The sequence below is a fragment of the Nitrospira sp. genome, assembly GCA_024998565.1.
Lineage (GTDB): Bacteria > Nitrospirota > Nitrospiria > Nitrospirales > Nitrospiraceae > Nitrospira_A.
Map to the genome: position 1 here is coordinate 633,909 of JACOEM010000001.1, position 26,710 is coordinate 660,618.

Below are 26,710 nucleotides of genomic sequence, written 5' to 3' on the forward strand. Positions count from 1 at the left end.
GTAAGTTCGACTCCTGCGTGTTGCTCCACCGGTTACAGTATCTCAGCTATGCCCACACTCTATCTCATCGACGGCAGCGCCTACATCTATCGGGCGTTTTTTGCCCTGCCGCCCCTGGCCAATTCCAAGGGTCTGCAGACCAATGCGGTGTATGGCTTCACGACGATGTTGCTGAAGGTCTTGCGGGACCATCGGCCGGACTATGTGGCTGTGGTGTTCGATGAAAAGGGCCCGACCCACCGCCATGAAGCGTTCAAAGACTATAAGGCGCAACGGCCACCTATGCCGCAAGGCATGAGCGCGCAGATTCCCTACATCCATCGTGTGGTGGAGGCCCTGTCTCTACCGGTCATCAGGCAAGCGGGGTACGAGGCCGACGATCTGATCGGCACCCTGGCGAGAAAAGGCGAAGTCGAAGGCCTCGACGTCGTGATCGTCACCAGCGACAAAGACATGTTCCAACTGCTCACCCCCAAGACGCGTATTTACGATCCGGTGAAAGACAAATGGTTCGGTGAAGCGGATTCGCAGGTGCGCTTCGGCGTGGAGCCGGCACGTGTGGTCGAAATTATGGGCCTCATGGGTGACACCAGCGACAACATTCCCGGCGTCAAAGGGATCGGCGAAAAGACTGCGGTCAAATTGATTACGCAGTTCGGCACGATCGAAGAACTACTGAGGCGAGTCGAAGAAGTCACGCCGGCAAAAACCAAGAATTTGTTATTGGAGCAGGGCGAGCAGGCCCGGATGAGCAAGCAGCTCGCGACGATTCAGCTGGACTGCCCGCTGGAATTTGTCCCGGCCCATTTTCAGGCGAAGGCGCCGCAGACTGAGACGCTGGTGAGCCTGTTGCGCGAGCTGGAGTTCATGACGCTGGCGAAGGCCTTTCAGGGAGAGACGCCTGAGCACAATCGATTGGGGGCTGATGTCGAACAGATTCATGATGCTGTCGCGGCAGACGCGTTTCTGAAGGAGCAGCCGGCAGTTGCGATGTTGGGCATAGCCTGCGTCCTGACCGGTGAGCCGGGGGTGCGCGCCGATATTCAAGGCTGCGCGTTGGGTCGGTCTGATGGAAACGCGGCCTTCGTGCAGGGCGAGGCGCGTGACTGGCCGCAGCCACTCGTTGAGTATCTGCGAGACGGGAACAAACTGAAAGCCGTTCAGGATCTCAAACCGCTGTTGCTCGCGCTTCATCGGCAGGGTGTCGAGATGCCGGGGCCCTATTTCGACACGATGGTGGCAGACTATCTGTTGAACCCGAATCGCCGGGCCCATACCTTGGAAGCGATTTCCATGGACCTGCTGAGTTATCAGCTGGGTGCGGGTGAACATAAAGATTCAGGCAAGGGCCCGCAATCCCTGTTCGATGTGGATGAGAATCTGGTTCGTCGAACCGGGGAGGCGGCAGCCGTGACCGCCAAGGTGGCTCCGATGCTCCGCGAGCGGCTGCGAGAGCAGGGAAGCCTGTCACTCTTTCAAGATGTGGAGATGCCGCTGGTGCCGGTACTGGCCGAAATCGAACGCAATGGCTTCCTGCTCGATGTCGAGGGCCTGGAGGCTTTGAGCAAAGAGCTAGAGCGTGAGCTGGAGCAGATGGTGGGCAGCATTTACCGTCTGGCCGGCGGTGAGTTCAACATCGGCTCACCGAAGCAGCTGGCGACCGTGCTCTTCGAAACGCTCGGCCTGAAGCCGCTGCGAAAAACAAAAACCGGCTACTCCACGGATGAAGACACCCTCACGCAACTCGCTTCGCAGCATGACCTGCCGGCGCAAATTTTGAACTATCGAACGTTGACGAAACTCAAATCGACCTATGTGGATGCCTTGCCGCAACTGATCAACCCCGAGACCAAGCGGCTCCACACCTCGCTGAACCAAACAGTGGCGGCCACGGGGCGGCTATCCTCGACCGATCCCAACCTGCAGAACATTCCGGTGAAAGGTGACTACGGTTTGCGTATCCGCGAAGCCTTTATCGCTCCGCCGGGTCATCAACTGCTCTGCGCCGATTACAGTCAGGTCGAGCCCCGTATTCTGGCGCACCTCTCGCAAGACCCTCGCCTGCTGCAGGTCTTCGAGAAGGGCGAAGATATTCACATGGCCACGGCCATGGAGATTTTTAACCTGCCTGCCGGAGAGGTCACGCGTGACATGCGGCGCGCGGCGAAGAGCGTGGTGTTCGGGATTGTCTATGGCATCAGCCCGTTCGGTCTTGCGTCGAACATCGGGGTCTCCCAAGCCGATGCCAAGAAATACATCGAAACGTTCTTTGAGAAATTCGCCGCGGTGCGGGCGCTGATGGACCGCAACATCGATGACGGCAAGACCAAGGGCTATACGACGACGATTCTCGGCCGCCGCCGTCCGATTCCGGAATTGCAGGGCGGCGATCCCTCGCAGCGCGGCATCGGTGAGCGCATGGCGGTCAATAGTCCGATTCAAGGATCGGCCGCCGATCTGATCAAAGTGGCCATGATCAAGGTCCATCAACGCCTGCAACACGAACTGCCTCGCTGCAAGATGATCCTCCAGGTCCATGATGAGTTGATCTTCGAAGTGCCGGACCAGGAATTGGAACAGGCGAAACAGCTTGTGAAAGCCGAAATGGAAGCCACCGGCGCGACGTTGGGTCTCTCGGTTCCGCTGAAGGTCGATCTGGGAGTGGGGTTAAACTGGCGAGTCGCCCACCCGTAAAGCGGGAGTCGAGTGGGGAGTTCCAGAGCGCATCATTATGGGACGGAGGCGAGCATCGCTGTCAGTCACTGAGCCTGAGTTCCAGACCTTAGTGCAGGAAGCGCTGGACGGCCTGCCCGACGAATATGCCAAGCTCATCACCAACGTCGCCGTGGTGGTGGAGGAAGAACCCTCTCCCGAAGTGCGCGCCGACCTGGAGATGGAGGAGGACGAAGATCTCCTCGGCCTCTATCAAGGGCTCTCTCTCGACAAGGAATCCTTCTTCCAGGCGGGCGGGCAACTGCCGGCCAAAATCTCCATCTATCGCGGACCGATCCTCCGCCTCTGTCGAACCAAGGAAGAAGTCGTGCAGGAAGTGCGCGATACGGTCGTGCACGAAATCGGGCATCATTTCGGGTTCGATGACGACGAGATGCCGTATTAGCAGGATGGTGAAAAGACGACAATCTTACCCGCCCGACCCCAGCGCACCAAGATGCGCTTCTCCTCGGCATCGTTCTCGTTCGCACGCCTCCCCTGCGGCGTTGCTGGACAGCCTTTTTGACCATCATGTTTGAAATTTCCGATGTTCTGTCCTAGGTCATATCCTTGACAGCTAAAAACGCCGCGCCTAGACTCGAATCAGAACCTTTGGGTAGGGAGAGAGTGTTATGCCGACAACCAAGAAACAGGCCCTTCAAATGATCAAGAGTTTACCGGAGAAGGCCACCTGGGATGACATCATGTATGAGATCTATGTCAGGAAAAAATCGAGGCAGGGGTGGTGGCCGCCGAGGAGGGCAAGGTCATGAGTCATGAGGATGTGAAAAAGCGCTTCCTGCAAAGATGATCCGACTTGAATGGACCGATCCTGCCGTTGCAGATTTGGAAAATATTCAGGCGTACGTTGCTCGAGACTCTCCCGAGTACGCCCAGGCCTTGATAGACCGTCTCATCATGTCCGTCGAACAACTTGCCCCATTCCCAACCAGCGGGCGTCGTGTGCCTGAAGCCAGCGATCCAAGATCCGTGAATTATTAGTGGAAGGCTATCGCCTGATTTATCGCGTCAGGCGAGGGAACATTCAGGTTCTCGCCGTAGTTCATGGCGCACGCAGTCTTTCGAGAATAAAACCCAGACCGTGGGCGGGTCGGTAGGTCGTTGATGAGGTCTGAGAACGCTCGGACTAGGATTGGCTCTGCTGCCATGCTTGCTCTTTGGCCAGTCGAATTTCGTGCATGACCTGTGCGATTCCCTCACTCGCGCCCGGCACATTCCGCTGCTCGATCACGGCTTGACGCAAGGCCAGCCCCAACTCCGTCAGTTCGACCGTGCGGCGCAAATTATCGGCAATACGTATGCTGTCAGGGAATGGAGGTGATGGTGACATAACCGGGGCTCCGAGCAAAAACGGACTCTGAAGGAGAGTCTACTTGACGACTTGGTGGGGAGCAAGCAGGAAGGCGCGCTCTGCCGCGGTTCTCTCTCATCGAAAGGGTGGCACCAGGCATCGATGTGAAGTTACCACGGACAGGCGAGGTCAGCGTTCAGGCTTATGGGTACAGCCGACTGACGATCTGAGTGAAGTTGAAGAGCATCGCGTTGGTGCGGGTGTAAGCGGCGTGGCCGTAGTAGTGGTCGCGGACATTGGTTGAGCTGGTGCAGTCTTTGTAGTCCACGAGCAGGCACTGACCTTCGCTCGGGAACCGTCCGGCGCGTCTGGCGCATTCCACCCAGCGTTCGAATCCATCGTAGGGTTCCAGCAATTCCCACACGGCTTTATTGGCGGCTTTGGCATTCTCAGCGGGCAGGGCATCGCTGCCTGCCACGGCCAGTTCCTGCACATAGTCGCCGCCCCAGGCGATCGGCATTTCAACGGTGATCTGCGGTAGATCCATTTTGGAGAGCCAGGTTTTTCCGTCGGTGCGCAGATTGCGATGGTTCACGACGTGGAGCAGTTTGCCGATGCCGGACGGATCCCAGCCGTACCGCACCGGTGTGCCGAAGGTGACGATGTCGAGGGCCACGCCATTGAGCAAGGTGCCATTGGTCAATAACGGGTCGATGCGCTGAATGGCCTGCGCATCTTGACCTTGTGGGTTCGCGGCGAGGAGAAGATCGAAGAGGGTCTTTCGTCCCGTGATCGGCGAAGGGCAGAGGAGATTTGATGCCAGCGCAAGGACGAGTCCGGCCTGGCCATGGGCTTGAATCAGGATGCGGTCGCCGGGGCCCAGATGCTGCTCGCCGACGAGCACGCGCAGGCGGTCCAACAGTCGGCAGGCAGCCAGAGCGCGGCCCAGGTGATGGTGTTCGCCGGACCAGAGCTCCCGGATGCAGGTGATGGGTGTAGTCAGTTTCTGATTCAGGGCTTTCCGGCAATGTTCGACCGTGGTGGTCGTAAAGTTTCCCGCGTCGCCGATCTGACTGTCGAGCAGGGTCTTCGTGGTCTCATCGTTGGACAGCGGTGGCTTCATGCCGCCCGGCAGCGGGGTGATGCCATTCGTGCCTTCCCGCATGAAGGAGAGGAGCGAATCCAGGCCTGAGATGCCGCGTGAATAGCCTCGCTTGAGCCCGCCCACTTCATCGAGCCGTCCTAAGCCGAAGACATCGGTTCCGGGGATGGCACCATGCAGGAACATGATCAGCCGCACACCGGCTTGTGACAGTTTCTGGCCGAGCTGGCTCATCGCCTCCTGCCAGGCCGGAGAGTCGGCGTCGGGCGGCGTCGTCCAGTCCGCGTAGGTCAGCCGGTCGCCCGGATTTTTGCGGGAGAGCTCGTCGTGCTGAAAATTGTTTTCGATCGGCATGGGAAGATTGTCTTACCCGAAACGGAGCGCGAAGTTCAATGGAGGAACCTCGGATTCGACCTGGAAGGTGGTTCAGCGATGCGCTGCCGACTCGCGGCCGTTCGATTCCGTGGATGCTGGTGCGGACAGGCGAGGCTTCGGCATGACGGCCGTCGCTGAGCAGGTCTTGGCTTCTTCGTCCGTGTGGCGTTCGACGATTCGGACACCCTGCAAATATTCCTGAACGATTTCCTCTCGCACGACTTCAATGTCCTGCTCGGCCTCACGACCGGTGCGTTCCCGCAGGCGGTCGGTGGCATGTTCCTTCACCAGCACGCGGATTTGTTTGGCAATGTCGGCCCTGGCTGCCAGTTCAGAGACCCGCTGACAGACGAGTTTCCCTTTGCCCAGGTCGCCCTGCCCCTGGCCGGTCAGCAACTCCTCTGAGCTGGATGCCGCCTGCGCGGGTGTTGGTTGGGCTACATTGGTCGGCGATTCCGCTCGCCCTTGCAGGTGGAGATGCTGGAAGGTCCGGTCTGCGTGATCGCGCACGGCCGGTGGTGTCAGGTCTGCAGCCGGTGCGGGCGATGCGACCAGCAGCGCGTAGAGAGGCCACCATCCCGCTCGAATGGGTCCAGCCGTCAACCTCATTACTGCGTTCCTCCCTGATGGGTTTCGTTCCCGTGGACCTGTTGCGAAGGGGGCATCGGGATGGGCACCGGTTTCTTCGGTACCTGATAGATAATCGCCGGCGGGGTTCCGCGAGGTGCATTGATCGATGGTTGTTCCGCAGCAGGAGCGGCCTGGTCGACTCCCGATCGATAGGTATGGAGCGTGCGCGCTGCCGGTCGGCCGGTTGGCGGAGGGACTTGTCGATAGGTCGGCATCGTGCCGCGGCTCCCCTGCGGCAGCGGTGCTCCAGGCTGCGCCGGTACTTGAATTGCGCCTGGTTGAGCCGGTTGTTGCGGGACGACCGCGTAGCCCGGCAAAAACGGAACGGTATGTGGCACGGGCGGCCGCCGGGGTTGCGGCGGCGCCGGGGGCGCGTTCGTTCCCACGGTCTGCTGCGCGATGGCCAGGTGGGGATTGTCGGGATTCAGCCGACTCGCTAGCCCAAGGAGGGCGTGAATTTGCGCGAGGCCGGCGGATGGAGCGGGTTGTGCGAACGGAGCGAGTAGCACCCAGTCGGTCCAGGCTTGGGCGACCATTGCGTCGGACTCCGCGCGATTGAGCAACTCGTTCCGTTCGTGGCTCAGTTTTTGGACCTGTTCGGGCGAAGGGGCTGCGGCGAGGGCGTCGTTGGCTGCGTCGAGTTCCTGATGCAACGATTCCACATCCCGTCGGAGCGCAAGCAACTGCTCGCGCGCGTCCTCGTTCCGCCGTAAGGCGGCAATGGCCTGGGCGACTTCGTCGGTGTCTACTTGTGCAGTGAGCTCGACGCGGACCACAACGAATTCTCCGTCCAAGGTGGTCGTCACTTGGTGATCGAGGACGAGCACCATCCCGGCGGTGTAACTGCGGAGTTCATCCCGGGTGACATCTAGATTCTTCACAACCGTAACGCTTTCAAGATACGAGGCGACCTGTTCCAACGCCTGCTTCTTCGCCTGCTCGGTGGCGAATCTGATCCCGTCTGTTTTGGATTCGTGATCGTTCATTCGATGTTCGCCGGTTCCGGTGACGGCTCGAACCTCAGCTTGGCTTGGACTCGGGCAGGTGAGGAGCAGGGACAGGGCGATAGAAAGCAGGCCGATAAAACGGTGGATCGATCGAGCCCGCGGGGACGTGTGGGGGATGAAGCGGGAGCCGCTGTTGAACCGGTTTGGGGGCATCGCCTCACCACCGCGGAGCGCCTGATTGAGCGTGGTTGTCGAGCGAGTGGACCTGACCGGATCAGGATACCATCGATCCCGATAAGACGCTATGAGAGGCGGGGTTCGCGCCTTGCCTTCGCGGAAAACAGCATGCTAAGGTACTTTCTCTTCGCTTCTCAAAAGATCGTATGGTGGGGCAGGTTATGAGTCGTATTCGCAGCATGATGACAGTCGCGGCGGCCCTCTGCATGGTCGTCGGTCTGGGGCTGGCACTCGTGGCGCCCTCGTCCCAATCCGTTGCCTTTGCGGCACGCGGCGGGGGCGAAGCGGCTACTCCCGCTCAGACAGGTGTCACAGAACATGTGATTCTCTTCGTATTGGAAGGATTTGGCCAGGAATCGCTCAAGAGTGGCGCGATGCCGGTGTTGTCGTCCCTTGTGAAGGACGGGGCCGTGACCTGGTCTGCTACTGCAGTGGCCCCTGCGCGCCGGTTGCCGACGATGGCCTCGCTCGTGACGGGCATGCCGGTCGCCAAACATGGGATCACCTGGAACGTCTTTGAATTCAGTCGTGGCTATCCTCGCGCGCCGACGGTGTTTGATTATCTGGATCTGAGCGGCGGCCGGGACAGTGCCATTTTCTATATGGATGAGTCGTTGTATCAGCTCGCGAAGCCGGAGCCCTATACGGATTATCAAATGTGTGGTCCGTTGCGGGCCGAATGTAATCCTGATCGTCTCGTCGGCTACGTTCGCGATTATTTCAAAAAGGCGACGAGTGGTTCCGGGTACGGTCATGCCATTCCGGCCTTGCCGCATCTCCTGGTGGTCCATCTGCCGGCTCCCGGGCGTGTCGGAGAGGCGCAGGGCTGGAAATCTGTTGCCTACAAAGACGCGTTGAAGGCGGTCGATAAGGCAATGGGGACTGTACTCGATCTGTATCGGGAACATGGTTTGATCAAGCGGACCACCGTGTTTGCCACCTCGCTGAGTGCCTTCGGGGAGACGCAATTCTCGGCCGGTGAGGTCTCCGGTGAGCAGGCCGGCAATGTTCCGGTGGTGCCATGGATTGCCTCAGGCGTCGGCATCAAGGCTGGGCATTCGATTCGCCAGCCGGTGTCGATTATCGATACGGGCGCGACGGTGATGCGCGCGCTCGGACTCACGACGTATACCGAATGGGAGAGCCACCCGGTCGAAGAAATCTTCAAGACCGCATTCGCTGCTGCTCCCGTCAGCCCACTCCTGCAATAGAGGACCGATGCGTTCATCATCGCACACAGCATTCGCCGGGCCGCAGGTGTTTTTCTGGATCGTAGCCGTGACGTGTGGATTGGTTCTGGGGCCATCCGGGCGGCTCCAGGCGGCCGGTCCGCCCCCTGCCTACGGCAAAGAACATACGATTACGATCGATCCGACTCCATTGGTGCCGCAATCCTGGTGGCAGGTGCCCGGTGTGACGCCCCCGCTCTGGGTTTTAGACCCGGAGACCTCGGATGCCTACCGGACAACCGAAACGCGCGAGCTGAAGCTCAAGCCGGGACAATACAAGTTCATCAGTTTTACCTTCGACTTCCCCTTCACGGTGAGTTTGGACGGGAAACTGGAATACTCCAAGTCACTCGATCAATGTGTGGAGGGCCGCGGGACTCAGACCCTGGTGGTACGGTGCAAACGCACCTATCCCCATGGCGGTCAACGTGATGCCTATTACGGGAATAGTGAGGTGGGTGATGGCACAGGCACTCGATGATCTGCTGGATTCCCTCGAAGATGCGGACGACGCAACACGTGAAGAGGCGGCGAAAGCCCTCGCCGAGTTAGCGAACCCGGCCACGCTGGATGCGCTCATCGGCGCCTGTAGCGATGAGTTTTGGTCTGTGCGGACTCGTGCCGGATGGGGCGTGGCTAGGATCGGCGGCCCGAAGGCGATCGAAGCGCTGATCGTGCTCTTCAACGACCCGATCATGGAAGTTCGCAATGAAGCAGTTGCGGCCGTGGTCTCGCTTGGCGCGGGCCAGCTGGATCGGCTGCTTGCCGCGATGAAGGATGAGCGGTGGCGGGTTCGGGAGCATGCGGCCAAGGCCTGCGGGGATCTCCATGATTCGCGCGCCGTCGATGCGCTGATCTTTGCCTGTCGGGATCGCGACGGTGCCGTGAAGAGTGCCGCCGCGGAAGCGCTGGGAAAAATCGGCGATCCGAAAGCCATTCCCGCGTTGGTGAAATTATTCCGTGATTCATCCAAGATCGTCCGTGAAACCGCCGGTATTGCCCTGGTGGCGATCGGACAGCCCTCCGTCGATTTGTTGCTCGAGACGTTGAAGGACAAAGATTTCGTCGTGCGTTGTCATGCGGCTCGTGCATTGGGAGGGATGACGACAGACTATCAAATCGGCCGGAGCTGGGTGCGGGAGCCGCGTGTCGTCGATGCCTTGATCGAGGCGTTGAAAGATCCGGACCGGGCCGTGCGGGAAGATGCCACGATTGCATTGGGTATGATCGGCGATCCACGCGCCATCGACGGGCTATTGGAAGCAATGAAAGACGGTGCCGTGAAGCGCCATGCCATCGCCTCGCTGGGTATGATCGGCGATCCGCGAGCCCTTCCTGCCGTCTTGGCGGCGCTCAAGGGAAAAGGTGTGCGTCAGGACGGCACTCCGACCCCAGGGTGCATCGTCAGTGAAGACGCCTTTATCAAGGAGGCGGCGGCCACTGCGCTCGGTCATTTCCGCGATCCGCGCGTCATTCCCGACCTCATCATGCTGCTGAAGGACGGGGTCTTGCGTGAGAAGGCAGCAGCCGCGCTGGTGCTGATCGGCGACTCGGCCATCGAACCGCTGATCTCCTTTCTCTATGATCCCAAAGCGTCGGAAGTTGAAGCCGAGGGCGAACGCGTCCTGTCCTACGCCTCCGTGCGGCTGACGGCTAAAGATTCTCTGCGGTTACTCGTTGTTGAGACACTGGAACATCTTGGGTGGACGCCTCCGGATGAAGAGACGTCGGTGGACTCCAGCCAGGCCGACAATCTTCGTGTCGATCGACCGCTGGGCGACATCGGCCGATTCGGTCCGAGCGGAGATTTTGCAAAAGGATCGGTGCGGTAATCACTGGGCTTCCTCCTCTTGGGATTCGTTCCCCGGGATGAACAGATCCGGCGCTCCTACCGGCTACTCTCCTCTGTCTAGACCAGATGCGCGGGGACGGTTCGATGCCAGGTCGCATGGCCGACCCTGCGTTGACCCCTCAAAAAATCCTGTGTTAAGGTCGATGGCCTCACCAGGGGCCGAGGTACCATGGCCGACACTGTCAGTGAACAGATCGCAGCGCTGTCGGACGAAGATTGGGCGATTCGGGAAGAGGCTGCGACCCTGCTGGGCGCGCTCAACGACGCCCGGGCGGTTCTGCCGCTGACGAAGTTGCTCCGCGACACCGACCGGGCTGTCCGTGAGGCGGCGATCGGGTCGCTCTCCGCGCTCGGGTCCGCGTCGGTTCCCGCTCTTGCCGGCTGCTTGGCGGATCCGGCGTTGCAGGTCCAGGAAGCGGCCTCGTCCATTTTGGCCTCGATTGCCGATGCACGGGTCTTCCGCCCGCTGGTCGAGGCCCTGGGGAGTCGCGATTGGATCGTACGCATGCATGCGGCGAAGGGGCTGGGACGGATCGGGGATCCCGAAGCCGTCAGCGTCTTGATGCCGCTCTTGCAGGACAAGGTCAAGGCAGTTCGTGAGGAGGCCTCCAGCGCACTGGCCGCGATCGGCGCTGCCGCTGTGTTGGGGTTGATCCAAGCCCTGGAGCACGATGACTGGTTGGTTCGCCTTCATGCCGTGGAGGCGTTGGGGAAGCTGAAGTCTCCGGAGTCTGTCGATCCGTTGCTGCGCGCGCTGTTCAATGAGCGGGACTCGGCGATTCGCGAAGATGTGGTGCGGGCCCTAGGTGCGATCCGGGATGTGCGCGCGGTAGATTATCTGGTGACGGTGATGAAGGAGCCGGGGTTGCGGCTGCTGGCCGTCGAGGCGCTCGGCCATATCGGCGACTCTCGTGCCGTGCCGCTTCTTCGGCGCGTTGTCGAGGGGGTGCCGCTGGGTGAGCCTCGTGATACGGCTACTCCTTGTGCCGATGGCTGGACGGACGAGATGGCGATCATGGGGATGGCGGCTCGCGCGTTGGGGATGATCGCCGACGGTGTGGCTATTCCCTCTCTGATTGTGGCCTTGCGGAATACTATTACCCGGTCTGAGGCGGCTGCGGCTTTGGCCAAGTTTGGCCCGGCGGTGATTCCGTCCCTGCTCCCGATGTTGGCAAAGGAACAGGACGAGAATATTCGGTATCACGTTCGAGAGACGTTGACGGCTGTCGGCTGGCGGCCGGGACGAGTGTAAAAGCATAGCAGCAGTGATGGAGTGATGAGCTGGGGTGGCGCTTGCCTCGCGTATTCACGAATCAACGGATTACGTGCTCGCCGGTTGTAGGATGTCCAAAGAAACTATCGAGACACTCGTTTCTGAACTGACCCACGAGGAAGAGTGGCGGCGTATGCGGGCCACAGCGGCCTGCTTAGCCGGTGGGCCTCGGGCAGTGCAGGCGTTGACGCAGGCGTTAGGATCGGGCGATGTGGCGCTCCGGGTTGAAGCGGCGGCGATGTTGTCGCGGATCAAAGATCCGGCAGCCGGACTTTCGTTGGTCGGTTTGCTTCGGGATTCCGAGGAAACCGTCCGGCAAGCCGCTTTTTCAGCTCTGGAACAGATGGCCGGCAATCTGGATGACGAGACCGCCGCGGGTTTGGTGCGCAATCTTCACGAGTCTTCCGATGAGGATGTGCGGAACCGGGTCCGTCAGCTCTTGGGCGTGATCCCCAACGCAATCACTCCCTTGTGCGAAATGTTGACCCATCCGGAGGTCGAAGCGCAGACGACCGCGGCGACAATCCTCGAACACTTGCTTGATCCGCGCTCGGCAAACGGATTGATCGATGCCATGTCCTCTCCCGCGGTTCGTGATACCGCCGTGCGCACGCTGAAGAAGCTGGGGGCGATACGTGACCGGATCGATGCGACGTTTAATGCCTTGCGCGATGTGGAGGGGGCGAGCGAACGTGAGGAAGCCCGCATGTCCACGGTCATGGATTTGCTGGGGATCGGGCGACCTGCGGTCGAAATTTTAATCGAGTATCTGGAAGATGACGATTGGGTGGTGCGGGAAGCGGCCGCGGACTTGCTGGGGAAGATCGGGGATGTGCGCGCGGTCGAGCCGTTGATGAAGCGGCTGCAGTTGGATAAGGATACCGGAGTGAAAGAGTATGCCGTGAAGTCGCTGGGGCTCATCGGAGACCCGCGTCCGGCGCAATTGTATATCGAGGCGATTCCGATCAGGCCGCTGCGGGTGATGGCGATCGAAGCCTTGGCGAAAATCAAGGACGTCGAGGTGTTGCGTCCGTATAACGAGTTGTTCAACCGGTTGCGGACCGACCGGGACGGCATCGTTTCCTATAGTGCGGGCCTCATCGCGGACAAACTGGCCGCGCTTGAAGGCGAACAGCCGGTCGGACAGGAGGAATCGGACGATCATGAGTGATGCCGAGCGAATTGCACAATTAATCTCCGCGCTACGCGATGACAACGAGGCGTTGCGGGACCATGCGATGGCAAGCCTCGGGCAGATGGGGGTCGAGGCCGTTCCACAGTTGATCGGCCTGATGGCCGATGAAGACGTGGTGATTCGCGAGGCGGCCGCGACGGCTGTGGTGCGGATCGGACCCGTGGCGTTCGATCAGATGCTGGAGGCACTGACCGACGATGAATGGGCGATTCGCGAACAGGCGGCGAATGCGCTGGGACGTTTCCGCGATCCGCGCGCGGTGGATCCTTTGATGGTGGCCCTGAAAGATAAGGACGGGGCCGTCCGGACGGCGGCTGTCTGGGCGCTGGAACGGATCGGCGACTCGCGCGCGACGCCGGGATTGATCGAGGCGCTCGGCGACGGGACGGTGCGAGAGGACGTCGCTCGGGTCTTGAAAAAGATCGGTGATACCAGGGCCGTCGATGCGTTGATCGGCGGACTACTGGGCCCCAACTGGATGGTGCGGCGCCATGCCGCGGAAGCGCTCGGCAAGATCGGCGATCCACGCAGCGCCGATGCGTTGATCCAGTCTCTGCAAGATGAGGATTGGCTCGTGCGGCGGAATGCGGCCGAATCGTTGGCGCGCTTGGGGGCGAAGCAGGCCATCGAGCCGCTGCTCCCTCTCCTGGAAGATGAAAACACAATGGTGCAGGAGACCGTCGAAGGTGTCCTTGCGAGTTTGGGATGGAAGCAGGCGACCTCGTCATAACCCGATAAAGGAACTCTACTATGGCAGAAGAAGCACCGGTAAAACTGATTCAGATCGGACCAAAGGGCGGGACCAAGAAGGACGGGTTCAACCTGGTGACGGAACGCGTGGTGGCCGTCAATCCCGAAGCCAAGCAGTTGGAGGTGGAACTGCTAGCCTACGACGGGAAGACCGTCGTGTTGGATGTCGGCGATGAGGCCCTGGAAGATTTCCTCAAGATCAAGCCCGGCGATGGGGCGACGATCCGTGTGGTTGAGGAGGGCGGCAAGCGCATTGCGAAGAGCTTCCGGATTCGCGCCAAAGACCCGAATGCGGCCAAAGCCGATGCCATGTTGATCGACCTCAAGGATTCCCATTGGCTCAATCGCAAGTATGCAGCGGAAGTGCTGGGCGAATTGAAAGATCCACGCGCCGTTGTGCCGCTGGTGGAAGCTCTGAGCGATGAGGTCGGCGATGTTCGGCAGCGGGCTTACGATTCGCTGATTAAGATCGGCGGATCGGCGGTTTCGTCGCTGGTGCCGTTGCTGGTTTCCGAGGAGGATGATGTGCGCCAGTCGGCCACGGAGATCATCCGGAAGATCGGGAAGCCGGCTGTCGAGCCTCTCGCCACGGCACTTGCCGAAGCCGATGACCGTCTAAAGACGAGAATCATGAAAGTGCTCGATCGGATGGGCTATAAGCCGAAGGCCAAAGAGGGTGCCCAGGCCGAGCCTGCAAAGCTGCTTAGTTAGTGTGAGCCGTCCGGCCGCCGGTTAGGCGGCCGGATTCTTGGTGGGGCGACCGACCGAGACGTGGCGGAATCCGAAGCCGACCACGCGGTCTGATTCATAGGTATTGCGGAGATCCAGCAGAAGCGGTTGACGCATGGATTTCTTCAGCCGATCGAAATCAAGATTCCTGAACTGGTTCCACTCGGTCATGATGATCAGGCCGTCGGCGCCTTCTGCGACGTCGTAGGTATCCTGGCAGGGCACCATTCCCGGCAGCAGTTTCGTCGACTCCTCCATCGAGGCCGGGTCGTAGGCGCGAATCGTCGCCCCTTCCTTCATCAGTTCGCTCAAGATGGTCAGTGACGGGGCTTCCCGCATATCATTAGTGTTGGGTTTGAACGACAGACCCAACACGCCGAGCGTTTTTCCCTTCACGCCGCCACAGGCCTCTTTCACCTTCTCGACCATGCGCAGGTGTTGTTCGTAGTTCACCTTGGCCGCGGCGCCCGCAATCTGGAACGGGTACCCCACGCGCTCGCCGGTCTGGACCAGTGCAGCCAAGTCCTTCGGGAAACACGAACCTCCGAATCCCGGCCCGGCATGCAGGAATTTGTTCCCGATGCGATTGTCGAGGCCCATTCCTTTGGAGACCATTTGCACGTCGGCGCCCACCTTTTCGCAGACGGTGGCGATTTCGTTGATGAAGGAAATCTTGACGGCGAGAAACGCATTGGAGGCGTACTTGATCATCTCAGCAGTTGGGATGTCGGTTACGACAATCGGGGTTTCCAACAGGTACAGCGGACGATAGAGGTCTTTCATAATTGCGACCGCCTGCTCACTGTCCGCGCCGATCACGACGCGGTTGGGACGCATAAAGTCTTCAATGGCGGATCCTTCGCGGAGGAACTCCGGATTGGAGACGATGTCAAAACGGAAACGGCCGGTTTGGTTGGCCTTGATGACTTCACGCAATTTTTCGCCGGTGCCGACAGGGACGGTGGACTTCGTGACAATGACCTTGTAGCCGGTCATGTTTTTGGCGATGCCGCGGCCCACTTCTTCGACATAGGACAGATCGGCTGAGCCGTCCGATTTCGGGGGCGTGCCGACGGCAATGAAGATGACCAGCGCTTTGTCGACGGCCTTGGCGACATCGGTGGTGAAATGAAGGCGGTCTTCTTTGATGCCTTTGGCGACGAGTTCGGTGATACCGGGTTCGAAAAACGGGACTTCACCCTTCTCGAGTCTGGCGATGCGGCGCGCATCCGTGTCCATACAGGTGACGTTCACGCCGAATTCCGCGAAGCAGGCACCGGTGACTAAGCCGACATAGCCCGTTCCAATCACGCTGATATGCATGGAAGCATCTCCTCCTGAAGATAAGCCGTCGAAACTGTGGGTAAGTACGTGTGTAGAGTCGGTAGTATAGCAACGCGTACGAAAGTGAGCAAACATAACGCAGGTTTTGGCAGGGGTGCGGAAGAGGCGAATTGCAGATTGCCGCGCACATCCAGTAGAATTCGGCCCTCTTCGAAGCAGAGGCTGGCGAATGGCAGGTTCAGGCGGGCCCATCCAACGACCATTAGCGATGATGATGCGTCCTATCACGAGGACTGTCCATCCCGATGACACTTTGTTGGCCGTGGCCAGGCAACTGCGCGACGCCCGTGTTGGAGCGATGCTGGTAGCCGATCAGGGTGGCTATGTGGGGATTGTCAGTGAGGCCGATCTCGTCCGAAAAGCCATGGCCAGCGGCGCAGCCGCGGAACAGGTCATGGCCCGGTCTGTGATGAGCACCCCGGTCATGACGATCGATATTGCCCAATCCGCGCATGAGGCGAGCGATGTAATGGCCGAGCGGGGAATCCGGCATCTCGTGATTACAGAAGAGGGCCGAGTGGTGGGGATGATTTCCGTACGCGACCTGCTTCGCTACTTCAAGAATTGGGGAACGCTCTAACATGATGCCGTACTATGTCCAATACTGCCGCCGTATCACCACGCATCCAACGGTTCTTCCTCAATGACTGGTCAGAGTCCTGCGATACATCCCACTCCGCGTCTCTTTTTGCTCGTGACCGCGCTGGTGACCGGCGCGATTGTTATGGCCCTGGAAATTTTGGGGAGTCGGTTATTGGCCCCCATATTCGGCAACTCGCTCTTTGTCTGGGGAGCGTTGATCGGGATCATCCTGGCGGCCATGAGTTCAGGATATGCGTTCGGCGGTTGGGCCTCGGATCGGTATCGTGTCGCGGCGGTGTTGGCCTGGCTCCTGCTCGGTTCCGGCGCCTGGACGTTGCTGATGTCCTGGATGGGACAGGTGACGATTCTGAAGGTGGCGAGAGTTGTTGAAGACCCGCGATGGGGACCAAGCCTCGCTGCTTGTGTGCTGCTGGCCCCTCCTGCATTCGGATTGAGCGGTGTCATGCCGGCATTGCTTCGGTTAGCGGTGGTCGATATGGGGTATCTGGGTCGTCATGCGGGCAGCATGATTGCGCTGTCCACCGTTGGGAGTCTGGCCGGGACCTGGGGCACCGCTTTTTTCCTTCTTTCGTGGTTAGGAACTCAGACGCTCGTCGCATCCTTGGGAGTGATTCAAGTCCTGCTCGGCCTCTTGTGGCTGCAGCGAGGCAGCGGACGGATCACGAAACTGGCGGGCCTCTTCCTGACTGGTCTGCTCATCGTGGTCTGGTATGTGTTTGGCCAGACTCCGGTTGTCGCCGGAGTCTTGCACCAGGAGGATAGTCCATACCAGCAGGTTCGCGTCCGCGACGACGATCTGTTCCGATACCTGGTACTGGATCGAACTTGGCATGCCGTCATGTGGCGGTCTGACCCGACTACGCTCTTTCTGCCCTATAGTCAGCTCATGGTTGCTGCGGTCGCGCTGACTCCGGCGCCCAAACGGGGACTCATTTTAGGGCATGGAGGCGGGTCGATCGCCAAGTGGCTGGCCCATGTGTGGCCGGAGTTGGAGCTGGATGTCGTCGAGTTTGACCCGGTCGTCGTTCGGATGGCCGAGGAGTATTTCGAGTATCACCCTCCCGCCAATCATCATGTGTTCGTCAAAGATGCCCGAGTATTTTTGCGGGATACGACAGCGACTTATGACGTGATCTGGGTCGATGCGTTTGCCCGCCATCTGGTTCCCTTTCATCTGACTACGGTCGAATTTTTTGCCGAACTCAGACGCAAACTGAGTCCCAATGGCGTGGTGTCAGTCAATCTTGCTTCCTCGGGAGGTGGCGGAGATCTTCAGCGAGCGAGGGCGGTGGTGCAGACATTGAAGACGGCGTTTCCCACACTCGAGTCCTTTGGAGTGAAAGGGCCTTGGCGGGCGCATCAAACCACGGCGGAGAATTTGATTTTTTTCGGCGGCGCTCCGATCGACACGACCCCGTATGATGAAGTCGTGAAGCGTATCCAATCGCAAGTAGAAGCCCGCCGGCTGCCACCCGAAGCGACTGCCTTGTTGGCGGCGCGACGCACCCAGCCATGGTCCCCGGGCCTGACCTTGACCGACGACTATACGCCCTACGATTTGCTGATCGGATCGCATGCGGTAGAAACGTCGCCTGACGTGAAGTGATTTCCGTAACTGTCTGAAATGGCAAATTATATAAGGGAGTCGAGTTCTTGGCCGTCCCGCGATGTCATGGAGAGCGAGGTCCGCTTGACGCCCAAGAACTTTCTTGCTTCCTTTTTAATCCCTATGCTATAAGGTGTCCCTCGTCAGCCTATTATTTAGGACATTTTCGAGTAGTAGCGGCTAGGCTCCTGGGCGGAGCATCTAGCACAGAGGGTCAAGCGCGCGGTGGTCATTATTCACCAACCTAATCGCATCTCTTCTTAATCTCTTTAAGGAGGTAGGTCATGGGTAAGACGATGGTAGCAGTGTTTTTTGGCCTGGTCATGCTGATGGCTGGGGCATCAGGCGCATATGCGCATCAAGCCGGCGGTGTCGAAATCGGTGATTTGGATACCGGTTCCGTCGTCGGTCAGCCGTTTAAGGAATTGGTTGTGGATGCGGAATTGTTCGCCGTTGAAATCGGTAATATGAAAGCGTGGTATCCGCCTGTCACCGTGATCGATTTTAAGGTGCGTCCGGGCCGTCCGGTCGTTTTGAAAGTTACGAACAACTCTGCCGCGGAGCATGGATTCCAGATGACCGATCCTGTGAATGCGGCTTCTCCGTTTGTGCTGAAGGCGGAAGTGGTGTTGAAGCCTGGTGAAACAAAATACATCGGTGTTCCAACCAGTGATTTGTTCAATGCGACCCAGGGAAATACGCTGAGCTATCGCTGCCATTTGCACCCGGCCCACGTCGGTGGCAAGATCTTGATGATTAAGTAGTCGACCTTTCAGCTACGCATAGTGCAACGCCCCATCTGCAGCAATGCAGATGGGGCGTTGTTGTATCAGGCGCATCGCCGGCTGGTATCGATACAATGTTTCCTTCCTAGGCTTCCTGCTCCTTTTGGCATTCGGCTTCGGCGTCCAGCGGAATATTCTGAACGCCTCTGAGTCTCCCGTCTACGATGAGGAGCAAGAAGCGGCTTGCTGTTGGGGCATCCTTCCGCCGCTCGGTGACGATTGCGTTCATGTCCACGATCATTTCGTCTCCGTCCCATTGCGTGTCATTGACGATCCAGAAGTGATTGGCTGCATTCGGAAACTGTTTCGTGACGAAGCTCTCGATGATGGCTCCGATGTCTCCGGTGTCGGCCATGGTGTGGAGGGGGAGCAAGGCAAGGGCAAGGCCGGCGAATAAGATCAGGCGGTTTGCGCGTGTCATGAGCACCTCCCGTTGAGAGGGTGACGATTAGGCGGATGCAGCAACGCCTTGAAGATGGGCGGCCTGCGCAGGCCGCATCTCTCTTAAAGTCTACAGCCGTCGGCCGGTGAAAGCCAGGGAGTTAGCTGTTTGTGCAGCGCAGAAACGCCGAAGGCTCCCGGAGGAGCCTTCGTGGTGTCACCTATTAGAAGAATGACGTATACTGACTAGTTTCGAACCCCGCTCCATACCTTAGCCGGATCAATTTCCTTGTCTGGATTCAAGGTCTTCGCTTTCTCCAGCAACACGTCGGTTGTTTCCGGATAGGCCGGGTCGGCAATGCAGCAATTGTCTACCGGGCAGACCGCCGCGCATTGGGGTTCGTCAAAGTGTCCAACGCATTCTGTGCAACGATCATGAGTGATGACATAAATGTTGTCACCGACTCCCTGGCCGTCGCCGACATGATTACCCTTGCCTTCAGCGTCGCTGCGGGTTTCAAAGATCGCTTCGTTGGGACATTCTGGCAGGCATGCCCCGCAGGAAATACACTCATCGGTGATCAGAAGCGCCATGGCCTGTGCCTCCTTCTCAGTTCCTTTAATGACGGATAAGATGTTGACAATTTCGTGCCGCCGCGACCATAGTTCGCGGCGAAACAGGTCCGCATTCTATGCCGCCGTTCTTCGGCAAGTCAACAGAGTGAGACTCGGGAAGAAGGCCTAGCACTCGGAAAGTCATGGGGCTTTGGGCCCAATGTACATGCGGCTCTGCGCGTGTGCGATCACATGAGGATGCATCCATGTCCAGCAGCATTTGGTTATGGTGAAGCGCGTGAGTGCGGCTGAGTCGGAGCAGCGTCGCAAGAAAATTGTGACGTTCGTGCTGTTGGTTATTTTGTTAGTCAGCGTGAGCCTGTTTCTCGGGGGGCCGAAGGAGTCCGAGCTTATCATCGTGGAATTTCCCAATGGAAAGACGATGGAAACGGAAGTGGCCAGTACCCCTGAGAAATTGCTGTTCGGGCTGGCGTTTCGGGAAGGATTGCCAGTCGATACGGGGATGCTTTATATCTTTGAGTCGACGGGTTTGCATCGCGTTCAGACTCGGCAGTTTCGCATCGCTGTCGATATGGTGTGGATTGATGAGAGTCACCATGTGGTCCACATCCTGGAGCAAGTGCCGCCCTGCGAGAAGGATCCATGTCCGCTCTACGGGCCTCCGCCCGAACCGGTTCGTTATCTCATCGAGGCCGAGGCGGGCTCCGTCCGGCGCACAGGTATCACGACAGGAATGGAGCTCAAGTTTACGCTTCGTATGTAAGGAATCGGAGTTGTGTATGGAAGGGTTTCAGTGCGTGGCCAAGGTCGAAGAGATTCCTCCTGGGCAGGTCAAGGTTGTGAAGGTCAACGAGCGGGCCATTGCCGTATTCAATATCGACGGCCAATTTCACGCGATCTATAATTCCTGCCCTCACGAGGGCGGCCCCTTGAATAAGGGCCGAGTGAAGGGGCATGTGGTCTCTTGTCCCTGGCATGACCTGGCGTTCGATGTCCGGAACGGACAAGGCACGGATGGCGGCGGCTACTGTGTCGGGAGCTATGACGTGCGGGTGGAAGACGGGCAGGTGTTTGTCGGGGGGCGGCGCAAGGTATAGCCGGGTGAGTGATTACCGCGGAGCGGCATGAGAATATTATGAGTCCATTAAGCAAGGCAGTTCCCACCGGTGCAGAGCAGGAGCCGGGTGCTAAGGCGATCAAGGCTAGAGTGGGGGCATCGGTTCACATTCGGCTGTGGGAGGATCGCACCCGCGGCGAATTGTGGGTTCCGTCCTACGACGCGACCGTCATGCCTCTGGTCGAAGACGATTTTCTTCGCACTGCCAGTAACAATGCGGTCGACGCGGGGCAGCGTACGTTTGAATTTAGGCCTATGGCCGCAGGAGCTCACCGGTTGGTGTTTGAAAAGCGGATGGGGTGGAAATTCACGGCAGAGGACCGGCAGATTTTTTACGTGACCGTATCCTGAGGTTCGAACGGTGCTGAGAAATGAGTCATGCCTGACATCGCGTATGTGAATGGTCGCTTTGGTCCGCTGGCTGATGCGGTCGTCAGTATTGAAGATCGAGGCTTTCAGTTCGGTGACGGTGTGTATGAAGTCATTCGCACCTATCGCGGACAGCCCTTCGCCATTGAAGCGCACCTTGCTCGATTGGAACGAAGTGCCCAGGCGTTGCAACTTCCAATTGGGCATACGAGGGCTCAGTGGATGTCCTTGATTCAAGAAGGCCTGCGGCTGAGCCAATTCCCTGAAACCAAAATTTATCTCCAGATCACCCGCGGGCAGGCTCCTCGCGATCATCCATTTCCTGTCTCGTCCGCCCCCACCACCGTTCTGACCTTTCGCGAACTCCACCCGCTGGATGCCTCCGTCCGCAACGCCGGGGTTCAGGCTATGTCGTTCGAGGACATTCGATGGGGACGCTGTGACATCAAGAGCGTCAACCTGCTGGCCAACGTCCTGGCGCGGCAGCGAGCCAAGGAGGCGGACGTGTTTGAAGCGATCCTGGTTCGGGAGGGGATGGTCACGGAGGGGTCGGTCAGTAATGTGATGGTGGTGCGGAACGGCGTCGTTCAGACGGCGCCGGAAGGGCACAGGATTCTATCCGGCGTGACGCGCGCGATCGTCCTGGAACTGGCGCGTAAAGAAGGTATCCCGGTGACGGAATCGTTCGTCACTCGGGAAGAATTACACGCGGCGTCGGAGGTCTTTTTGACAGGAACGACCGTGGAGGTATTGTCCGTGGTGCGTGTCGACGGACATGCGATTGGGGTCGGATCTCCTGGCCCTGTTTCGCAGTTATTGTCTCGCCGTTTCGAGGCGCTGGTCGGCTAGCGGCCCCTTGCTTTCACTCCTATGGCATGGTAAGGTTCTCGCGCTGTAAGTGGGCCAAGGCCCACTTTTTTGTTTGAGCAACTTTTTTCTATGAGTGACGCGGGAGCAGTGTCGGCAGGGAAGCCGTCGGTGAAACGCGCTGAGGCGCTGAACCTTCGTGTCCAAGAAGTCGCGACTCCTATTTTGCAGTCTCATGGCCTTGAGTTGGTTGAGGCCGTTTGTGTCGGCCAGGGGCCCCGGACCGTAATCCGTGTCTTCATCGACAAGCCCGGAGGGATCACGCTGACTGACTGTGAGCAGGCGCACCGCTCCTTGAGTCCGGCGCTTGATGTCATTGATCCGTTCCCGCATGCCTACACGCTGGAGATTTCATCGCCAGGACTGGATCGTCCCTTGCGGAGTGTGCAGGATTACCGGCGTCTGATCGGGAAGCCGGTGACGCTCAAGTTGCGCGAACCGATTCAGGCGCAGTGGCGGTTGGCGGGCACTGTGGTTGAGGTTGATGACCGCGGGGTCGCCCTTGCCATTCAGCAGAAAAAAGTCACGGAGACAATCCGAGTTGAGTTTGATCAGATCGCTCTGGCGCGGCGGAAGGTGGAGTTCTCGTAGTGGCAGATGGTGCCAGGGTGGTGCGTTAACCATGAGGTGTGAGCTATGAACCGAGAGTTGATCGCCGTCATTGATGAAATCGGCCGGCAAAAAGGGATCGATAAGGCCAGGGTCATTGGCGCGATCGAGTCAGCATTGCAAACCGCTGCCAAAAAACGATTCGGTCAGGCCGAAAACATCCAGGTGGAAATCGACCCGAAGACCGGCGAAATCTCGGTCGTTTCAAAGAAAATCATTGTCGATACGGTCGCCAATCCAAAAGCGGAAATCTCATTGAAGGAAGCGCGCGAGTATGACGAGGGCGCGGAGGTTGGCGATGAGATCGGTTCTCTGATCGAGATGGACGAGTTGGGCCGGATTGCGGCACAGACGGCCAAGCAGGTGATCTTTCAGAAGGTGCGCGAGGCAGAGTGGGAAGCTGTTCAGAAGGAATATTCAACTCGTCAGGGCGATCTGGTGAACGGAATCATTCTAGGCATGGAGCGCCGAAACTTTCTGGTCGATCTCGGCAAGACCGAAGCCATTCTTCCCATTCAGGAGCAGATCCCGCGTGAAACCTATCGGCGTGGAGATCGGGTGAAGGCCCTGCTCTTGGAGGTGCGTCGCACCCCCAAAGACGTGCAGGTCATTCTTTCCCGGAGCCACCCGCAGTTTGTAGCGAAGATGTTCGAGCTCGAAGTGCCGGAAGTCGGCGAAAAGATCGTTGAAATCAAGTCGATCGTGCGCGAGCCCGGCGATCGTACCAAAATTGCTGTCTCGTCACGGGACAAGGCTGTGGACCCGGTCGGGGCCTGTGTCGGCATCAAGGGCTCGCGTGTGCAGGCCGTGGTTCGCGAGTTACGCGGGGAAAAGATCGACATCATTACGTGGACTCAGGATCCGCGTGTTTTTATCGCCGAAGCATTGAATCCGGCTACGATCGAGAAGGTCGGAATCGACGAAGAAAAGAAGTCGGCCCTGGTGGTGGTGGCCGATTCCCAGCTGTCTCTGGCAATCGGGAAGAACGGGCAAAATGTGCGGCTCGCCGCACGCTTGACCGGTTGGAAGATCGATATCATCAGCGCGACCGAATACGAGAAGGAGAAGGCGGAGCGGGATCGGGATATCAAGGCGGCCCTGGCCGAAGAAACCGAGGCGCAGCGCCAGCAAGATGAAGCGCGGGCTGCCGCGCAACAGGCGGAGTGAAGCGGCTCGGCATGCACGGGCTGAATGGCAATTATTTAAGCGGGTGGAGCTGAGCGGTACTGTATGCGCGTGTACGAATTAGCAAAGCAGCTGGGGATGGAAAATCGGGAGCTGATTCCTGAATTGAAACGGCTCGGGATTCCGGTGGCGTCCCACAGCAGCGCCTTGGATGACGATTCGGTTCGCGTTGTCTTGGAGAAGCTGAGCTCGAAGGCGCGGAGTGGTGAGGCTGCGTCCGGCGGGCATGAAGCGAAGAAGGTGGTTCGTTCGTCGAAAGAATCCGGTACGTCTCACGAGAGGGGGCACGCGGCGGCGCATGAAGAGCCTCCAAAGCCGGACAAGAAACGGATCCTCATCAAGAAGAAGAGGGAAGAAGGTGCTGAGGATGCCGCTGCGTCCCTAGCGGCGGCAGAAGCGGCGTTTGCGCCTGTTGTCCCTGCAGGGCCCGATGCGGCGGTCGCAGCGTCTGCGACCAGCCATGAGGCAGAAGCGATTGAGGCTGCCCCGGTTGAGTCGGCCCCGCCCGAGGAGGCAGTACCCCAGCCGCCTGTCGTCACGGTTTCAGAGGAATTGCCGGTCAAGCCGGTCCAGGTTCCTCCGGTCACGACTCCTCCGCTGGATGCGCTGGCGACGGCGAAGAAGAAAAGCGCAGCTACGGAGGCCATGGAAAGCGAAGCGGCAGCGCGGGAAAAATTGAAAAAGGCCAAGAAGGCTCCGCGGACCCGTGAGGAAGATGAAGCCAAGTTTAAGAACGACGCTACTCGATGGGGAGATCTGCGGGCGATCCCGGTGCAGCGGCGTGAAGACCGGTCCAAGCATATTCACCATGCCTCGCCAACGGAAGTCACGAAACCGAGAAAGAAAAGCGTGAAATTAAGCGCAGGAGTGAGCGTCAAGGAATTCGCGGAACTCATCGGTCAGCGGCCTGCGGACGTGGTCCGGAAGCTGATGGAGATGGGGCAAATGGTGACCTTCAATCAGTCGATCAATCTGGAGGCGGCCTCCTTGATCGCCGAAGAGTACGGCACCAGGGTGGAAGTGTCGACGGAAAAGGTCGGGGAAGCGTTGCTGGAAGAAGCCGCCCAATCATCGGGTGAGGAGCATGCGGTCTTGCGGCCTCCGGTCGTCACGATCATGGGGCATGTCGATCATGGAAAAACGTCCCTGCTCGATGCGATTCGCCTGACAAAGGTGGCGGAAGGTGAGGCCGGAGGGATTACGCAGCATATCGGCGCCTATATCGTCGGAGTTCGCGGCAAGCAGGTGACCTTCCTCGATACCCCGGGCCACGAAGCCTTTACGGCCATGCGCGCCAGAGGCGCGAAGGCCACGGACATCGTGATTCTGGTTGTGGCTGCCGATGATGGCGTCATGCCCCAGACGGTGGAAGCCATTCACCATGCCAAGGCTGCCGGAGTGCCATTGATCGTGGCCATCAATAAGGTCGATAAACCGGGCGCCAATATCGATCGTGTCAAGAATGCTTTGACCGAACATGGGCTGGTTCCTGAGCCGTGGGGCGGCGATACGATTATGGTCGAAGTGTCCGCCAAGCAGCGGACGGGTCTGGACCAGTTGCTGGAGATGATTCTTCTGCAGGCGGAAGTGTTGGAGCTGAAGGCGGACCCCTCGCGCATGGCCAAGGGCCTGGTGATCGAAGCAAAGTTGGATCGCGGGCGTGGACCGATCGCGACGGTGCTGGTGCAGAGCGGGACGCTCCATGTCGGGGATGCGTTTGTAGTCGGCAATTTCAGCGGCCGCGTGCGGGCGCTCATCACCGACACGGGGAGCAAGACGACTGAGGCTGGCCCGTCTGTTCCTGTCGAGGTGATTGGTCTGCCGGGCGTGCCGTCGGCAGGCGACTTATTTACCATTGTGAAGGACGAACGAGTTGCCCGTGAGATTGCGCAGGAGCGGGCGATGAAGCAGCGGGCGGCAGATCTGGCCGGGCCGGCCAAGGTGAGCCTGGACGATCTGTTTGCCAAGATACAAGAGGGCAATGTCAAAGAATTGCCCATCGTCATCAAGGCCGATGTGCAGGGGTCGGCCGAAGCTCTGGCCGCTGCGGTGGAAAAAATGCCGGTCGGCGCGGTCAAGTTACGGGTGATGCATACCGGTGTGGGCGGGATCACGGAAACCGACATTCTCCTGGCGGCCGCTTCCAAGGCCATTGTGATCGGATTTAACATCCGTCCGGAGCCGAAAGCGGCGGCATTGGCCGAACGAGAGGGTGTCGATGTACGCCTGTACAGCATCATTTACGATGCCCTCAACGATATCCGGGCCGCGATGGAGGGCCTGCTCGAACCCACTCTCAAGGAGCGTGTGCTTGGGCGGGCCGAGGTGCGGCAGATGTTTACCATCCCCAAGGCCGGTCTGGTGGCCGGTTGTTACGTGGTGGACGGCGTCATCTCCAGGGCCAGCGTCGGTGTGCGCGTGCTTCGCGACAGTGTGGTGGTGTATGAGGGCAAGCTGGGCTCGCTCCGTCGATTTAAGGACGATGTGCGTGAAGTGCAGCAGGGGTATGAGTGCGGTATCACGGTCGAAAACTTCAATGACCTCAAAGCCGGGGACATTATCGAGGCCTACGTCGTCGATAAGATTGCTGCGAAGCTTGAGCCGGCGAACCGTGGTGCGTCTCCCCAAAGTCATCGGGCATGATCGTCGGGCTTTGCACGGTTGAGCTGTTTATTCCCGACGGGCATTCATTGAAAGAGAAACGCCAGGTCCTGCAGAGCCTGAAGACCCGGTTGCGAGACAAGTTTAATCTATCGGTCGCGGAAGTCGGAGACCAGGATTTGTGGCAGAAGGCAATTTTGGGGTTGGTCTGCGTGGCAAATGAATCCGCGCATGTGAACCAGGTGTTGGATCAAGCGGTGAATTTGATTCAGTCCGTGCCGGCGATCCAACTATTGCGCTCGCGAATCGAGATGCTGTAAGGCG

Annotated in this window: 27 protein-coding genes and 1 pseudogene; 21 read left to right on the top strand and 7 right to left on the bottom strand. The window is 59.1% G+C overall.

Annotation, left to right across the window (positions count from 1 at the left end; translation table 11 throughout):
- Window positions 1–48 precede the first annotated feature (48 nt).
- The 3 genes and pseudogenes from polA (at window position 49) to H8K11_03260 (ending at window position 3,830) form a co-directional block, all read left to right on the top strand.
- A complete protein-coding gene (gene polA, locus H8K11_03250; protein ID MCS6262749.1) occupies window positions 49–2,694 on the top strand; it encodes a DNA polymerase I in 2,646 nt (881 codons plus the stop codon).
- Between the two features lie 37 nt (window positions 2,695–2,731).
- Entirely contained in the window at window positions 2,732–3,118 is a 387-nt protein-coding gene (locus H8K11_03255; GenBank protein MCS6262750.1) for a metallopeptidase family protein, read from the top strand.
- 404 nt (window positions 3,119–3,522) lie between these two features.
- Window positions 3,523–3,830, top strand: a pseudogene (locus H8K11_03260) (type II toxin-antitoxin system RelE/ParE family toxin).
- Window positions 3,831–3,859: 29 nt separating this feature from the next.
- On the opposite strand, the gene H8K11_03265 reads toward H8K11_03260, so the two are convergent.
- The 4 genes from H8K11_03265 to H8K11_03280 form a co-directional block, all read right to left on the bottom strand.
- Window positions 3,860–4,063, bottom strand: a complete 204-nt coding sequence (locus H8K11_03265) for a hypothetical protein (GenBank protein ID MCS6262751.1) — start codon at window positions 4,061–4,063, stop codon at window positions 3,860–3,862.
- A 163-nt stretch (window positions 4,064–4,226) separates the two neighbouring features.
- On the bottom strand, window positions 4,227–5,480 hold the full coding sequence (locus H8K11_03270; protein ID MCS6262752.1) for a hypothetical protein: 1,254 nt from the start codon (window positions 5,478–5,480) through the stop codon (window positions 4,227–4,229).
- Window positions 5,481–5,552: 72 nt separating this feature from the next.
- Entirely contained in the window at window positions 5,553–6,110 is a 558-nt protein-coding gene (locus tag H8K11_03275) for an LPP20 family lipoprotein (protein ID MCS6262753.1), read from the bottom strand.
- Window positions 6,110–7,291: a hypothetical protein gene (locus H8K11_03280; protein ID MCS6262754.1), complete on the bottom strand. Its 1,182-nt coding sequence runs from the start codon at window positions 7,289–7,291 to the stop codon at window positions 6,110–6,112. Before H8K11_03280 ends, H8K11_03275 begins: the two co-directional genes overlap by 1 nt.
- A gap of 203 nt (window positions 7,292–7,494) precedes the next feature.
- Here H8K11_03280 and H8K11_03285 point away from each other — a divergent pair, with 203 nt between their 5' ends.
- The 7 genes from H8K11_03285 to H8K11_03315 all read left to right on the top strand — a co-directional run bounded on the left by H8K11_03285 (window position 7,495) and on the right by H8K11_03315 (window position 14,325).
- Window positions 7,495–8,526 carry an alkaline phosphatase family protein gene (locus tag H8K11_03285; protein MCS6262755.1) on the top strand — a complete coding sequence of 344 codons (1,032 nt, stop codon included), beginning with the start codon at window positions 7,495–7,497 and terminating at the stop codon, window positions 8,524–8,526.
- Window positions 8,527–8,533: 7 nt separating this feature from the next.
- Window positions 8,534–9,025, top strand: a complete 492-nt coding sequence (locus H8K11_03290; protein ID MCS6262756.1) for a hypothetical protein — start codon at window positions 8,534–8,536, stop codon at window positions 9,023–9,025.
- Window positions 9,006–10,376: a HEAT repeat domain-containing protein gene (locus tag H8K11_03295; protein ID MCS6262757.1), complete on the top strand. Its 1,371-nt coding sequence runs from the start codon at window positions 9,006–9,008 to the stop codon at window positions 10,374–10,376. The genes H8K11_03290 and H8K11_03295 overlap by 20 nt, the downstream gene beginning before the upstream one ends.
- Before the next feature lie 189 nt (window positions 10,377–10,565).
- Complete coding sequence (locus tag H8K11_03300) at window positions 10,566–11,648, top strand: HEAT repeat domain-containing protein (protein MCS6262758.1); 1,083 nt, start codon at window positions 10,566–10,568, stop codon at window positions 11,646–11,648.
- 154 nt (window positions 11,649–11,802) lie between these two features.
- Window positions 11,803–12,840, top strand: coding sequence for a HEAT repeat domain-containing protein (locus tag H8K11_03305; GenBank protein MCS6262759.1), 1,038 nt, complete (start codon window positions 11,803–11,805; stop codon window positions 12,838–12,840).
- The gene (locus H8K11_03310; GenBank protein MCS6262760.1) at window positions 12,833–13,594 is read left to right on the top strand and encodes a HEAT repeat domain-containing protein; all 762 of its coding nucleotides are present in this window, start codon (window positions 12,833–12,835) and stop codon (window positions 13,592–13,594) included. The genes H8K11_03305 and H8K11_03310 overlap by 8 nt, the downstream gene beginning before the upstream one ends.
- 20 nt (window positions 13,595–13,614) lie before the next feature.
- On the top strand, window positions 13,615–14,325 hold the full coding sequence (locus H8K11_03315) for a HEAT repeat domain-containing protein (GenBank protein MCS6262761.1): 711 nt from the start codon (window positions 13,615–13,617) through the stop codon (window positions 14,323–14,325).
- A 21-nt stretch (window positions 14,326–14,346) separates the two neighbouring features.
- On the opposite strand, the gene H8K11_03320 is transcribed toward H8K11_03315, so the two are convergent.
- The gene (locus tag H8K11_03320; GenBank protein ID MCS6262762.1) at window positions 14,347–15,666 is read right to left on the bottom strand and encodes a UDP-glucose/GDP-mannose dehydrogenase family protein; all 1,320 of its coding nucleotides are present in this window, start codon (window positions 15,664–15,666) and stop codon (window positions 14,347–14,349) included.
- A gap of 229 nt (window positions 15,667–15,895) precedes the next feature.
- Here H8K11_03320 and H8K11_03325 point away from each other — a divergent pair, with 229 nt between their 5' ends.
- The 3 genes from H8K11_03325 to H8K11_03335 all read left to right on the top strand — a co-directional run bounded on the left by H8K11_03325 (window position 15,896) and on the right by H8K11_03335 (window position 18,660).
- Window positions 15,896–16,267, top strand: a complete 372-nt coding sequence (locus tag H8K11_03325) for a CBS domain-containing protein (GenBank protein MCS6262763.1) — start codon at window positions 15,896–15,898, stop codon at window positions 16,265–16,267.
- A 63-nt stretch (window positions 16,268–16,330) separates the two neighbouring features.
- On the top strand, window positions 16,331–17,896 hold the full coding sequence (locus H8K11_03330; protein ID MCS6262764.1) for a fused MFS/spermidine synthase: 1,566 nt from the start codon (window positions 16,331–16,333) through the stop codon (window positions 17,894–17,896).
- 284 nt (window positions 17,897–18,180) lie between these two features.
- The gene (locus H8K11_03335; protein MCS6262765.1) at window positions 18,181–18,660 is read left to right on the top strand and encodes a hypothetical protein; all 480 of its coding nucleotides are present in this window, start codon (window positions 18,181–18,183) and stop codon (window positions 18,658–18,660) included.
- A gap of 106 nt (window positions 18,661–18,766) precedes the next feature.
- Here the strand turns inward: H8K11_03335 and H8K11_03340 are convergent, their stop codons facing one another.
- Window positions 18,767–19,102, bottom strand: a complete 336-nt coding sequence (locus tag H8K11_03340; protein ID MCS6262766.1) for a hypothetical protein — start codon at window positions 19,100–19,102, stop codon at window positions 18,767–18,769.
- Window positions 19,103–19,308: 206 nt separating this feature from the next.
- On the bottom strand, window positions 19,309–19,656 hold the full coding sequence (locus tag H8K11_03345; GenBank protein ID MCS6262767.1) for a 4Fe-4S dicluster domain-containing protein: 348 nt from the start codon (window positions 19,654–19,656) through the stop codon (window positions 19,309–19,311).
- Between the two features lie 247 nt (window positions 19,657–19,903).
- Between H8K11_03345 and H8K11_03350 the strand changes: the two genes are divergently transcribed.
- The 8 genes from H8K11_03350 (at window position 19,904) to H8K11_03385 (ending at window position 26,706) form a co-directional block, all read left to right on the top strand.
- Window positions 19,904–20,401, top strand: a complete 498-nt coding sequence (locus tag H8K11_03350; GenBank protein ID MCS6262768.1) for a DUF192 domain-containing protein — start codon at window positions 19,904–19,906, stop codon at window positions 20,399–20,401.
- 16 nt (window positions 20,402–20,417) lie between these two features.
- Window positions 20,418–20,735 carry a Rieske 2Fe-2S domain-containing protein gene (locus H8K11_03355; GenBank protein ID MCS6262769.1) on the top strand — a complete coding sequence of 106 codons (318 nt, stop codon included), beginning with the start codon at window positions 20,418–20,420 and terminating at the stop codon, window positions 20,733–20,735.
- Window positions 20,736–20,773: 38 nt separating this feature from the next.
- Complete coding sequence (locus tag H8K11_03360; protein MCS6262770.1) at window positions 20,774–21,106, top strand: protease inhibitor I42 family protein; 333 nt, start codon at window positions 20,774–20,776, stop codon at window positions 21,104–21,106.
- 27 nt (window positions 21,107–21,133) lie between these two features.
- The gene (gene dat / locus H8K11_03365; protein ID MCS6262771.1) at window positions 21,134–21,973 is read left to right on the top strand and encodes a D-amino-acid transaminase; all 840 of its coding nucleotides are present in this window, start codon (window positions 21,134–21,136) and stop codon (window positions 21,971–21,973) included.
- Between the two features lie 90 nt (window positions 21,974–22,063).
- On the top strand, window positions 22,064–22,582 hold the full coding sequence (locus H8K11_03370; protein ID MCS6262772.1) for a ribosome maturation factor RimP: 519 nt from the start codon (window positions 22,064–22,066) through the stop codon (window positions 22,580–22,582).
- A gap of 45 nt (window positions 22,583–22,627) precedes the next feature.
- Complete coding sequence (nusA, locus tag H8K11_03375) at window positions 22,628–23,767, top strand: transcription termination/antitermination protein NusA (protein MCS6262773.1); 1,140 nt, start codon at window positions 22,628–22,630, stop codon at window positions 23,765–23,767.
- A 63-nt stretch (window positions 23,768–23,830) separates the two neighbouring features.
- Window positions 23,831–26,428 carry a translation initiation factor IF-2 gene (infB, locus tag H8K11_03380; GenBank protein MCS6262774.1) on the top strand — a complete coding sequence of 866 codons (2,598 nt, stop codon included), beginning with the start codon at window positions 23,831–23,833 and terminating at the stop codon, window positions 26,426–26,428.
- Window positions 26,425–26,706 carry a DUF503 domain-containing protein gene (locus H8K11_03385; protein MCS6262775.1) on the top strand — a complete coding sequence of 94 codons (282 nt, stop codon included), beginning with the start codon at window positions 26,425–26,427 and terminating at the stop codon, window positions 26,704–26,706. Before infB ends, H8K11_03385 begins: the two co-directional genes overlap by 4 nt.
- Window positions 26,707–26,710: the final 4 nt, after the last annotated feature.

Bases quoted from the DNA above. Each gene is read 5' to 3' on its own strand.
- H8K11_03265 (MCS6262751.1), bottom strand. From the start codon at position 4,063: ATGTCACCATCACCTCCATTCCCTGACAGCATACGTATTGCCGATAAT.
- H8K11_03255 (MCS6262750.1), top strand. From the start codon at position 2,732: ATGGGACGGAGGCGAGCATCGCTGTCAGTCACTGAGCCTGAGTTCCAG.
- nusA (MCS6262773.1), top strand. From the start codon at position 22,628: ATGAACCGAGAGTTGATCGCCGTCATTGATGAAATCGGCCGGCAAAAA.
- dat (MCS6262771.1), top strand. From the start codon at position 21,134: ATGCCTGACATCGCGTATGTGAATGGTCGCTTTGGTCCGCTGGCTGAT.
- H8K11_03315 (MCS6262761.1), top strand. From the start codon at position 13,615: ATGGCAGAAGAAGCACCGGTAAAACTGATTCAGATCGGACCAAAGGGC.
- H8K11_03295 (MCS6262757.1), top strand. From the start codon at position 9,006: ATGGCACAGGCACTCGATGATCTGCTGGATTCCCTCGAAGATGCGGAC.
- H8K11_03320 (MCS6262762.1), bottom strand. From the start codon at position 15,666: ATGCATATCAGCGTGATTGGAACGGGCTATGTCGGCTTAGTCACCGGT.
- H8K11_03350 (MCS6262768.1), top strand. From the start codon at position 19,904: ATGGTGAAGCGCGTGAGTGCGGCTGAGTCGGAGCAGCGTCGCAAGAAA.
- H8K11_03305 (MCS6262759.1), top strand. From the start codon at position 11,803: ATGCGGGCCACAGCGGCCTGCTTAGCCGGTGGGCCTCGGGCAGTGCAG.
- infB (MCS6262774.1), top strand. From the start codon at position 23,831: ATGCGCGTGTACGAATTAGCAAAGCAGCTGGGGATGGAAAATCGGGAG.
- H8K11_03310 (MCS6262760.1), top strand. From the start codon at position 12,833: ATGAGTGATGCCGAGCGAATTGCACAATTAATCTCCGCGCTACGCGAT.
- H8K11_03360 (MCS6262770.1), top strand. From the start codon at position 20,774: ATGAGTCCATTAAGCAAGGCAGTTCCCACCGGTGCAGAGCAGGAGCCG.
- H8K11_03355 (MCS6262769.1), top strand. From the start codon at position 20,418: ATGGAAGGGTTTCAGTGCGTGGCCAAGGTCGAAGAGATTCCTCCTGGG.
- H8K11_03325 (MCS6262763.1), top strand. From the start codon at position 15,896: ATGATGATGCGTCCTATCACGAGGACTGTCCATCCCGATGACACTTTG.
- H8K11_03275 (MCS6262753.1), bottom strand. From the start codon at position 6,110: ATGAGGTTGACGGCTGGACCCATTCGAGCGGGATGGTGGCCTCTCTAC.
- H8K11_03345 (MCS6262767.1), bottom strand. From the start codon at position 19,656: ATGGCGCTTCTGATCACCGATGAGTGTATTTCCTGCGGGGCATGCCTG.
- H8K11_03300 (MCS6262758.1), top strand. From the start codon at position 10,566: ATGGCCGACACTGTCAGTGAACAGATCGCAGCGCTGTCGGACGAAGAT.
- H8K11_03385 (MCS6262775.1), top strand. From the start codon at position 26,425: ATGATCGTCGGGCTTTGCACGGTTGAGCTGTTTATTCCCGACGGGCAT.
- H8K11_03290 (MCS6262756.1), top strand. From the start codon at position 8,534: ATGCGTTCATCATCGCACACAGCATTCGCCGGGCCGCAGGTGTTTTTC.
- H8K11_03370 (MCS6262772.1), top strand. From the start codon at position 22,064: ATGAGTGACGCGGGAGCAGTGTCGGCAGGGAAGCCGTCGGTGAAACGC.
- H8K11_03335 (MCS6262765.1), top strand. From the start codon at position 18,181: ATGGGTAAGACGATGGTAGCAGTGTTTTTTGGCCTGGTCATGCTGATG.
- H8K11_03285 (MCS6262755.1), top strand. From the start codon at position 7,495: ATGATGACAGTCGCGGCGGCCCTCTGCATGGTCGTCGGTCTGGGGCTG.
- H8K11_03340 (MCS6262766.1), bottom strand. From the start codon at position 19,102: ATGACACGCGCAAACCGCCTGATCTTATTCGCCGGCCTTGCCCTTGCC.
- H8K11_03280 (MCS6262754.1), bottom strand. From the start codon at position 7,291: ATGCCCCCAAACCGGTTCAACAGCGGCTCCCGCTTCATCCCCCACACG.
- H8K11_03330 (MCS6262764.1), top strand. From the start codon at position 16,331: ATGACTGGTCAGAGTCCTGCGATACATCCCACTCCGCGTCTCTTTTTG.
- polA (MCS6262749.1), top strand. From the start codon at position 49: ATGCCCACACTCTATCTCATCGACGGCAGCGCCTACATCTATCGGGCG.
- H8K11_03270 (MCS6262752.1), bottom strand. From the start codon at position 5,480: ATGCCGATCGAAAACAATTTTCAGCACGACGAGCTCTCCCGCAAAAAT.